At 44.5% G+C, this 10448-nt stretch carries 8 protein-coding genes; 3 read left to right on the plus strand and 5 right to left on the minus strand.

Features of this window, described 5'->3' with window-relative positions; translation table 11 throughout:
- Window positions 1–109 precede the first annotated feature (109 nt).
- Window positions 110–730, minus strand: a complete 621-nt coding sequence (locus AB4623_RS13005; RefSeq protein ID WP_137002094.1) for a YecA family protein — start codon at window positions 728–730, stop codon at window positions 110–112.
- Window positions 731–905: 175 nt separating this feature from the next.
- Between AB4623_RS13005 and dusC the strand changes: the two genes are divergently transcribed.
- Entirely contained in the window at window positions 906–1862 is a 957-nt protein-coding gene (dusC, locus tag AB4623_RS13010; protein ID WP_372146578.1) for a tRNA dihydrouridine(16) synthase DusC, read from the plus strand.
- Between the two features lie 126 nt (window positions 1863–1988).
- Here dusC and AB4623_RS13015 read toward each other — a convergent pair whose 3' ends face one another.
- The 3 genes from AB4623_RS13015 to yfbV all read right to left on the minus strand — a co-directional run bounded on the left by AB4623_RS13015 (window position 1989) and on the right by yfbV (window position 5427).
- The gene (locus AB4623_RS13015; protein ID WP_372146579.1) at window positions 1989–3455 is read right to left on the minus strand and encodes a GGDEF domain-containing protein; all 1467 of its coding nucleotides are present in this window, start codon (window positions 3453–3455) and stop codon (window positions 1989–1991) included.
- Window positions 3456–3706: 251 nt separating this feature from the next.
- Window positions 3707–4672: an ABC transporter substrate-binding protein gene (locus AB4623_RS13020; RefSeq protein ID WP_017062167.1), complete on the minus strand. Its 966-nt coding sequence runs from the start codon at window positions 4670–4672 to the stop codon at window positions 3707–3709.
- Window positions 4673–4974: 302 nt separating this feature from the next.
- Complete coding sequence (gene yfbV / locus AB4623_RS13025) at window positions 4975–5427, minus strand: terminus macrodomain insulation protein YfbV (protein WP_017062168.1); 453 nt, start codon at window positions 5425–5427, stop codon at window positions 4975–4977.
- A 342-nt stretch (window positions 5428–5769) separates the two neighbouring features.
- Between yfbV and AB4623_RS13030 the strand changes: the two genes are divergently transcribed.
- Complete coding sequence (locus tag AB4623_RS13030) at window positions 5770–6966, plus strand: acetate kinase (RefSeq protein ID WP_010437209.1); 1197 nt, start codon at window positions 5770–5772, stop codon at window positions 6964–6966.
- Window positions 6967–7113: 147 nt separating this feature from the next.
- Window positions 7114–9279, plus strand: coding sequence for a phosphate acetyltransferase (gene pta / locus AB4623_RS13035; RefSeq protein ID WP_017069189.1), 2166 nt, complete (start codon window positions 7114–7116; stop codon window positions 9277–9279).
- An 82-nt stretch (window positions 9280–9361) separates the two neighbouring features.
- Here the strand turns inward: pta and AB4623_RS13040 are convergent, their stop codons facing one another.
- Window positions 9362–10300: a glutathione S-transferase family protein gene (locus AB4623_RS13040; RefSeq protein ID WP_372054655.1), complete on the minus strand. Its 939-nt coding sequence runs from the start codon at window positions 10298–10300 to the stop codon at window positions 9362–9364.
- Window positions 10301–10448 lie beyond the last annotated feature (148 nt).

The raw sequence follows: 10448 nt of genomic DNA on the forward strand, positions 1-10448 counted from the left end.
TAAGTGAACGGCATTAGACCACGAGGTCGACTTTTTTATTACTATAAGCTTTTGAACATATTAAGAGAGTCTGTTATTCACACAAACTAAGTTGCTCAACAAGCCGTGATTAGCTGCTTTTACCGCAGCATTGTTTAAACTTCTTGCCGCTTTCACAAGGGCAAAGGTCGTTTCGACCAATGTCTTTAAACGGGTTCACGCTCTGGGACTTATTGCCCAACATAGCTTCATCCGCTGCCATTGCCACTTCTGAGATCATCAGATCGACTTGACCCACTAAATCGGCAAGCGATGGTGGGTTAGTAAGCCCTGCAGCGATCATTTGTTGTTGAGTTTGCTCTTCATCAATCGCAAGCATCAAGGTGGTTAAGAGCGCTTGCAACATGCGCAGAGTACCATCCGCGACTGTCACGCTCTGCCACTGCTCTTCCACTGTTGGCCAAACCATCATGAAGCCTTCAGAAAAATCAGCGAACTGTTCGTTAAAGTCACCTTCAGCCAGTACGTCTGTTAATAGGTATTCATTACGCTGAATCAGGTTGTGCTGGCGATTAATCTGTTCTGTCACCGTTTTTACCAGCTCTTTACCCGCTTCAGGCGCAACGATAACCAGCCACTCTTCTGGATCGAGTGGTTTGGTCGCTAAGTTAGAGGCAAGGATTGCACCTTCCATAAACTGCGGAGTAATGTCAGTGATTGATTCTGGTAGGCTTAATAATTGATATGTCATGAAAGCTCTGGATATTGGGCATTTTCGATATTATAACGCCATCCTCCCAAAGATGTCGCTATTAAGAAACGAAACCATCATTAAGACATGCACCAAACTCATAGTGACAATTCTGTAAGCACACCGTACAATCACGCCTCGAATTTTTCGGTTCATTCAGTTTTGGTAAAGCAACATGCGCGTAATACTTGGCCCTATGGAGGGCGTTCTAGACCACCTAATGCGTGAAATTCTCACAGAGATTAATGATTACGATCTCTGTGTGACAGAGTTTGTGCGCGTCGTAGATCAACTTCTTCCCCCGCATGTGTTCCACCGTATTTGCCCTGAACTACATCAAGGCTCTCAGACCATGGCTGGTGTGCCAATCCATCTCCAACTTCTAGGGCAACACCCAAATTGGATGGCCGAGAATGCTTTTCAAGCTGCTAGCTTAGGCGCGAAAGGGATCGATCTTAATTTTGGTTGCCCAGCAAAAGCGGTCAACAAAAGTAATGGTGGCGCTTCATTGCTAAAAGAGCCAGAGCTCATCTATCAAGTGGTGAACGCCTGTCGAGAAGCGGTACCGGCACACATTCCTGTGTCCGCAAAGATTCGATTAGGTTGGGAGCATCCGGAAGATTGCTTTGAAATCGTCGATGCCATCGAACAAGCCAAAGCTGACGAACTCACCGTGCATGCAAGAACCAAAGTTGGCGGCTATAAAGCCAGCGAAATCAAATGGGACTTCATCAATCAAATAAGAGAAAAAACATCTCTGCCGTTGATTGCTAATGGGGAGATCTGGAACTATCAAGATGGTCAAGATTGCATAGAAGCAACAGACGTCGATTCATTAATGGTCTGCCGTGGTGCTTTCAATATTCCAAACCTTGGTAACGTCGTTAAGCACAACCACCAGAAAATGCCGTGGGATAAAGTCATTGAACTTTTGCTGCGCTATTCAGAGTTTCAAATTAAAGGGGACAAAGGCATGTACTACCCCAATAGAGTGAAGCAGTGGTTTGTTTATCTAAGTAAAGGCTACCCTGAAGCGAACGAACTGTTTAAAGAAATTCGTACTTTCAAAAAGGCACCACCGATTGTAGAACGCCTTCAGCGTTATCAAGAAGAACGCCGCCAACCTGTTTAAGATTATGTTTAGGGTTAAATACCCAACGCTACAAACGTGTTTACCGGTGCAAATAAGCTTTGCTTGGTAGACACGTTCGCTCTTCCCTCTTTCATTTTCATACAAAGCATCGATTCAATAACGTGGTTAAAATTTAAGACGGTCTTTGCCCGTCGTCTTAGCCACGTACAGCTTTTCATCGGCGTACTTAAATATCTCATCGAAGTTAAGTTTACTTTGCTCAGTTTCAACAATGCAGACACCGCCAGACACCGTAAATCCATTTGGAATAATGTCGGCTGAAGTGGAACAAATCGCATTCTTCACTCGCTCTAATGTTCTCATCAAAGTTTCACGATCTTCGCCTTTCATATAAACGACAAACTCTTCACCGCCAAACCGTGCTGCAACGTCACTGCTTCGAATACTGTTGCTGATCTGACGCGACATATAACGAATCACATCATCCCCCTTATCGTGGCCGTAGGTGTCGTTAATTGACTTAAAATAATCAATATCGAAGACGGTTAATGCAAACAGTTGATCGTGCTCTACACTGCGCCAGAACGCTTCTAAGCCACGACGATTCAATAACCCTGTCATAGGGTCTTTGGCTGCGAGATCTTTGAAGTAACCACGTTCAATATTGGAATTGACGTAGAAGAAGATGGTTACTGAGAACAGATACACAATGATGGCAACAATAAGGCTGTCTTTCTCGTAGACGAAAAAGTGCTCAACCTCTTTCGCGATGTCTAATTTGTAATACATCGCATGGTGAGACGAGACACCATCCAGTTTGATCTCGTGATAAAACGCCGCAGAATCTACCGGAGTCGCTAAAGTGGTATCAATGATATCGATCCGATCTGCAAGATGCTCATTCGAGTTTGCGAGCAGCTTGTCAGCATTAATATCCACCGACAGCATCCCTTGGTGAACGCCTTTATGGAATACAGGGATCGTCATACTGATTATACGGTCAAGGGAATCAAAACGATAACCAGGGCCTGAAAGGGTGAGTTGGTCAGGGTTGTTGGCTGTTTTTTGCCAATAGGGACGACTTTTTATGGTTGAAAGTAATTCCTTGCTCAGTTTCTTAGCAAAGCCTTCAGGCGACGAGATCACATAACCACGCGTATCAATAAAGTGCACACCGTTATGGAATTCATCAAGTTGGGATAAAAATGAAAGAATTGGCGCAAGAGCAACTTTCTCAGATGCACTTTTGTAACTATCACTGGTTTCGGAACAAAGGGACTCTTCACCGACCAACATATAATCTATATCGACAGAAGGAATATCTGAGGTTTTACCATCAGCGAGAAGTAACACGTCGATCGGCCAAATTTGGCAAAGACCATCCACAACTTGTTTGTTGTGCTCAAGAAAGAGAGGGCTTCCTGATTTGTAGTAGTTGGAGAAGCTGTAGTCTAAGGCTGTCACCACCTTTGTGGTTCGTTTGAACACCTCTTCAATACGCTGGAATTCACTGCCAATGTCTTTCTTCACCAAATCAAAATGATTCTTTCCTATTAGGCCAAGTAACATTGCGGCGATCACAGCGGGAAACCCGAAGACAAAGGTTAGGCTAAAGTGCCTATTTACTTTCATATAATGTGCTCTTAGCGTTCAGCTATTTTCATTTACCCCATTAATATTATTACATTAATTGCCATTTTCCTCGAGGTAAAAGAGTGTAAATTGATATTAACGACACACCTAACGGTCAAATAACCGCTTACAAATGAATAAAATAGAGAAGCGCCGACATATAGAGCAGGTGAGTTTGTTATCTGAGCCCATTTCAATGCTGTTAATAATATGACTTATGGCCTATTAGCTCACCTAACACCAAACTCAATTCACCGGCTAATGACCGCACGCTCAATCACAGATTGAGGCACTGTCACACCAAGCTCACGAGCAGCATCTAGGTTGACCACCAGCTGAGAACTCTGCGCAGTTTTGACACTCAACTTCCCGGGCTTCTGTCCTTCCAGAATGGCTGCGACATAATCCGCGGTCTGAACCCCAACATCATAATAATCTAGACCTAAACCAGCAATCGCTCCCTTTCCGACATAAGATGTGGCGCCTGCGACGACTGGCGTATCTGCATGGTTAGCCGCTTTGATAAGACCCTCCATGCCGCTTGCAACCGTATTATCGGTCAAGGCATAGATAACATCGGACTTCTTAGCAATGGATTCTGCTTTTGCTTCGACATCGTCAACAGTCAGCGCTTTTTCGGTGTGAAGTGTATAACCGAAATCTCGAGTTGCCTTTCTCAATAACCCAACTAACGCAACGGCATTTGCTTCTGCTGGGTTGTAAACTACACCGATTGAATTAGCTTCAGGGAGCAGTTCTTTGATTAATGACACATGCTGAGTGATCGGAGATAAGTCAGAAAGCCCCGTGACATTACGCCCCGGCTTTTCTAATTGTTTAACGAGCCTAGCGCCGATAGGATCCGTAACCGCGGTAAACACGATAGGAATCGAGCGAGTCGCCGACACTAAGGCTTGTGAAGTCGGTGTCGCGATACCAACAAGTACATGTGGATTTTCACTGACGAGCTCTCTGGCAATCTTGGCTGCCTGAGCCGGGTTACCATTCGCCATTTCATAGGAGAATTCTAAGTTCTTACCGGGTTCATAACCATTGGCTCTCAATCCTTCAAGAAGCCCTAAACGTGTCGCATTTAGATCTGGATGGTCAACAACTTGTGAAACCGACACTTTGGCAACGTTTGCCATTGCATTGCCAGTCCATAGCAACATCAAGCAACTTAAAACCGCTGCCAATACCTTTCTTACAGAACTCATTATCGCTCCCTGAATCAAGCTCTACCCGTCATTACTCGCTCAAAGAGAACAACATCAAAATCACTATTGACATTATTACCAGTAACCATTGATAACTTGAAGTGATATTTAACAAAAATACAACAAGGCTCGAGTTATGTGAGAAAGGTTATATTGACTTCGGAGGAAGGTAAGAAACCAAGTGAATAAGGACAGGTAAGCTAAACGGAAAGTAAGCGAGGTAACAAAAAGAGGAGCAAATCTGAGAACAAGCTATAGAAGATGAATAGTTGTTCTCAGACAAGAGGGAGAGCTGGGATTCTTTAGAACCAACGCTCCATTGAGGATTTATCTAACTGACGAAAGGCACGATTTAAAATGATTGCCAATTCTTTATAGCGAGGGCGCGGCTTCATAGGCTCTAACGCAAAACCCGTTTCAGTGATCTTTTCATGCAGTTCGCGGTACCACGATACTAGTGCCGGCGGAAGTTGTGTATTTGAGCGGTTGCCTAACCACCACATACCTTGTAGCGGCAAGCTGATCGCAAACAAAGCCATAACCACAGCTTGCGGCATCGCTTGGTAATTATTAAAGACCATTTGTGTAAGAACACTGATAGCGGCAATCGCAGGCATCACTTTCACGCCAAAACGGGTCGCTTTAATAATGCGTTGTTCTGGGAAGATCGCGTTTAACTCTTTTCGGACGGGCCAGAGATCCATGTACTTTTGGCCATCTTTTAAACTACTAGCTAAACCAACTCTATTGCTCATATGAGTCTCCCATTAAAAAAAAGTTGAAATCATCAACTAAAAACACAAAAATTTGACGAAAAATAATATTCTTTCAAATTTTTTTGTTATATTTGCACAATATCGCTATTATTTGCAGACCTCAATCTCATTGTTGCCCTTATTTACAATTTAAGCAACTTTGGGACGACTTCTGCAAGGAATGCAAGAGCCTCTTTTCTTAAAAAGTGGCTTTCACTTTAATACGGAAATTAACGTTTTTTTGACCAAGGCTAGTACGCAAGCAACAGTGCTTCGTCTATTCTTGAGATTAATTTTCATCCTTAACTGATTTCGATCAGAAAAATAAACAGGTAGTCATTAATGTCTAAGCTAGTTTTAGTTTTAAACTGTGGTAGTTCTTCTCTTAAATTTGCTGTTGTTGATGCAGAAACAGGTGCTGAGCACCTAACTGGTCTTGCTGAATGTCTTGGTCTTCCAGAAGCTCGTATGAAATGGAAACTTGACGGCAAGCACGAAGCACAACTAGGTGCGGGCGCAGCTCACGTAGAAGCACTATCTTTCATGGTAGAAACTATTCTTGCTTCTAAGCCTGAGCTTAAAGCTAACCTTGGCGCTATCGGTCACCGTATCGTTCACGGTGGCGAGCAGTTCACTTCTTCTGCACTTATCACTGATGAAGTGCTTAAGGGTATTCAAGACGCTGCGACTTTCGCACCTCTTCACAACCCAGCTCATCTTATCGGTATTGAAGCGGCTCAACAAAACTTCCCAGGCCTTAAAAACGTTGCTGTTTTTGACACTGCATTCCACCAAACAATGCCTTCTGAGTCTTACCTATACGCTCTGCCGTACAACCTGTACAAAGAGCACGGCATCCGTCGTTACGGCATGCACGGTACTTCTCACCTATTCATCACTCGTGAAGTTGCAGGCCTACTAAACAAGCCAGTTGAAGAAGTTAACATCATCAACTGTCACCTAGGTAACGGTGCTTCTGTATGTGCAATCAAGAACGGTCAATCTGTAGACACTTCTATGGGTCTTACTCCTCTTGAAGGTCTTGTAATGGGTACTCGTTGTGGTGACCTAGATCCTGCGATTATCTTCCACCTACACGATGCTCTTGGTTACTCTGTTGAAGAAATCAACAACATGCTGACTAAAGAGTCTGGTCTTGCTGGTCTAACTGAAGTGACTTCTGACTGTCGTTTCGTTGAAGACAACTACGGTGAGAAAGAAGAAGCAACTCGTGCAATGGACGTGTTCTGTCACCGTCTAGCTAAGTACGTTGCTGGTTACACTGCAACTCTAGAAGGTCGTCTAGACGCAATCACTTTCACTGGCGGTATCGGCGAGAACTCTGGCCCAATCCGTGAAATGGTTCTTAACCGCCTAGGCATCTTCGGCATCGAAGTTGACGGTGAAGCTAACCTTAAAGCTCGTTTCGGCGGCGAAGGTACTATCACTACAGCTAACAGCCGTATCCCTGCAATGGTTATCTCTACTAACGAAGAGCTAGTAATTGCTGAAGACACTGCGAAACTAGCAGGTCTTTAATTGATTTTCCTGACTAGCTTCACTCGAAGCTAGTCAGTTTTTCATATCAAGAAAATGGGGCTCAACTTCTATTCCTACCCCAATTTTAATATCGGTGGGAATAGCAGTTGAGCTTTTTTTATTTCCAATAGTTAAAGGTGTTCGTCAATGTCCCGTACTATTATGCTTATCCCTACAAGCGCTGGTGTTGGTCTTACTAGTGTTAGCATGGGTGTTCTTCGCGCTATGGAGCGTAAAGGCGTAAGTGTTTCTTTCTACAAGCCAATCGCTCAGCCTCGTAGCGGTGGTAACCAACCAGATCTAACGTCTACTATCATCAGCGCAAACAGCGACATTAAGATTGGTGAGCCAATCGCAATGACTAAAGCTGAAGCTTTGATCGGTAGTGAAAAAATGGACGAGCTTCTTGAGTCAGTTGTTGAGCAATACAACAAGATCAACAAAGACGCAGAAGTAACGCTAATCGAAGGTCTAGTACCTACTCGTAAGCACCCATTTGCTAACCAAGTGAACGCGGAAATCGCAAAAACACTTGGCGCGGAGATCGTATTCGTTGCGACTCCTGGTACTGACAACCCTACGCAGCTTAAAGAGCGTATCGAAGTAGCATGTTCTAACTTCGGCGGTACTAAGAACAAAAACATCAAAGGCGTAATCATCAACAAGCTTAACGCTCCTGTTGATGAAGCTGGCCGTACTCGCCCTGACCTATCTGAAATCTTTGATGATGCAGACAGCGCTCAGCAAGCGAACCTTGAAGTAATGCAAATCTTCAATTCTAGCCCTATCCGTGTTCTTGGCTGCGTGCCATGGAGCATCGACCTAATCGCAACTCGTGCGGTTGATATGGCTAAGCACCTTAACGCTGAAATCGTTAACGAAGGTGAAATCTCAACTCGTCGTATTAAGAGCATCACTTTCTGTGCACGTTCTCTACCTCACATGATTGAGCACTTCAAACCAGGTTCACTGCTAGTAACTTCTGCAGACCGTCCTGACGTTATCGTTGCTGCGGCTCTTGCTGCGAAAAACGGTGTTGAGATTGGCGCAATCCTGCTTACTGGCGGTTACGACATTCCAGAAAGCATTGCTAACCTTTGTGCACCAGCATTCGCTTCAGGTCTACCGATCTTCAAAGCGCAAGGTAACACTTGGCAGACGTCTCTAAACCTACAGAGCTTCAACCTAGAAGTGCCTGCAGACGATAAAGAGCGTATCGAGTTCGTTAACGATCACGTTGCAAGCCACATTGATGGCCCTTGGATTGATTCTCTATCTGAAGGTACTCAAGGCATCCGTCGTCTAAGCCCACCAGCATTCCGTTACCAGCTAACTGAATTTGCTCGTAAAGCGGCTAAGCGCATCGTTCTTCCTGAAGGTGATGAGCCACGTACAGTTAAAGCTGCGGCTATCTGTGCTGAGCGCGGTATCGCAACGTGTGTACTTCTAGGTAACCCTGAAGAAATCCGTCGCGTTGCAGCGCAGCAAGGTGTTGAGCTTGGCGCTGGCGTTGAGATCATCGATTCTGCATCAGTTCGCGAAAACTACGTAGCTCGTCTAGTAGAACTTCGTGGCGCTAAAGGTATGACTGAAGTTGTTGCTCGTGAGAAGCTAGAAGATTCAGTATTCCTAGGTACTATGATGCTTGAAGCTGGCGAAGTTGACGGCCTAGTTTCTGGTGCTGTTCACACAACGGCGAACACTATCGTTCCTCCGTTCCAGATCATCAAGACTGCTCCTGATGCTTCTATCGTATCTTCGATCTTCTTCATGCTTCTGCCTGATCAAGTTCTTGTATACGGTGACTGTGCGATCAACCCAGATCCAACAGCTGAACAGCTTGCTGAAATCGCTATCCAATCTGCAGATTCTGCTGCGGCATTCGGTATCGACCCACGCGTTGCTATGATCTCTTACTCTACTGGTGAATCTGGTAAGGGTGCAGACGTAGATAAAGTACGTGAAGCAACGAAACTTGCTCAAGAGAAGCGTCCTGATCTAGTGATCGACGGTCCTCTACAGTACGATGCAGCAATCATGGAAAACGTAGCCGCTTCTAAAGCGCCTAACTCTCCAGTTGCAGGTAAAGCGACAGTATTCGTATTCCCAGACTTAAACACGGGTAACACGACTTACAAAGCTGTACAGCGTTCAGCAGATCTAGTATCTATCGGTCCAATGCTTCAAGGTATGCGCAAGCCAGTAAATGACTTGTCTCGTGGCGCTCTAGTAGACGATATCGTTTACACAGTAGCTCTAACGGCTATCCAAGCAGACCAAGCTGCACAAGCTGAAGAAAAAGTAATTAACTAATTTTTCTTTTGTAAAAAGCAAAAACCCTAGATGTTTATCTAGGGTTTTTTTATGTCTGGAGTAAAGGAACTACTTGGTAAGCCTAGCCTCGACCATGTGGTGATTCTAAGTCTAGCTCTGGTCCTTTGGGTACAACTTGAGTCGGATTGATACCAGTGTGGCTGTAGTAGTAGTGACGCTTGATATGATAGAAATCGGTCGTCTCTTTAATACCCTTTATTTGGTACAACTCTTTTAAGTAACCTTGAATATGTGGGTAGTCAGCAATTCGCTGCTTATTACACTTAAAGTGCCCAACATAAACCGCGTCAAATCGAACCAGAGTAGTGAACAAGCGCCAATCCGCTTCTGTAATCTCGTTACCCGCTAAATAGCGATGTTCGCTAAGGTGAGCGTCTACTTTGTCTAGGGCTTCAAACAAGGCGTCATAAGCTTCTTCGTAGGCTTCTTGTGTTGTCGCAAAGCCAGTACGATAAACGCCGTTGTTGATGTTTGGGTAGATATAATCATTCCACTCATCAATCTTCTTGGACAACTCCCACGGGTAGTAATCATCGGTGTTACCCGTTAGCTCATTAAACTCTGAGTTAAACATGCGAATGATTTCAGACGACTCGTTACTCACAATGGTGTTGGTTTTCTTATCCCACAACACAGGCACCGTTACTCGACCTGAATAGTCCGGTTTGGCTTGAGTGTAGATTTGGTGCATTCGGGTATGACCAAACAGAGGTTCAGGTAACCCCATTTGCCAACCTTCACTCATCATGTCTGGGCAAACGACTGTCACGTCAATGTGATCGGTTAGGTCTTTCAGCTCGCGGAAGATAAGGGTTCTGTGCGCCCAAGGGCAAGCTAACGATACGTATAGATGGTAACGGCCGCTTTCCGGCTCAAACTGCGCGCCCGGTTTATTCTCTACCCAGTGACGAAAGCCCGCATCTTCACGAACGAACTTACCACCGCTTTCTTTGGTGTCGTACCACACATCGTGCCAAACACCTTCAACTAACTTACCCATATCCAAACCTCTGTCATCCAAGCTTTTCTCTAGTATAAAAAAAGCCAACTTTTTCAAAACTAGAAGAAGTTGGCTTAGTTGTTCGAATTATTTGATGAAGCTTATTTAATATGGATCTTTAGATACAAAAAAAGCGCAACTCATAAAC

This window comes from Vibrio sp. 10N.222.52.C12, from assembly GCF_041474215.1.
Lineage (GTDB): Bacteria > Pseudomonadota > Gammaproteobacteria > Enterobacterales > Vibrionaceae > Vibrio > Vibrio crassostreae_C.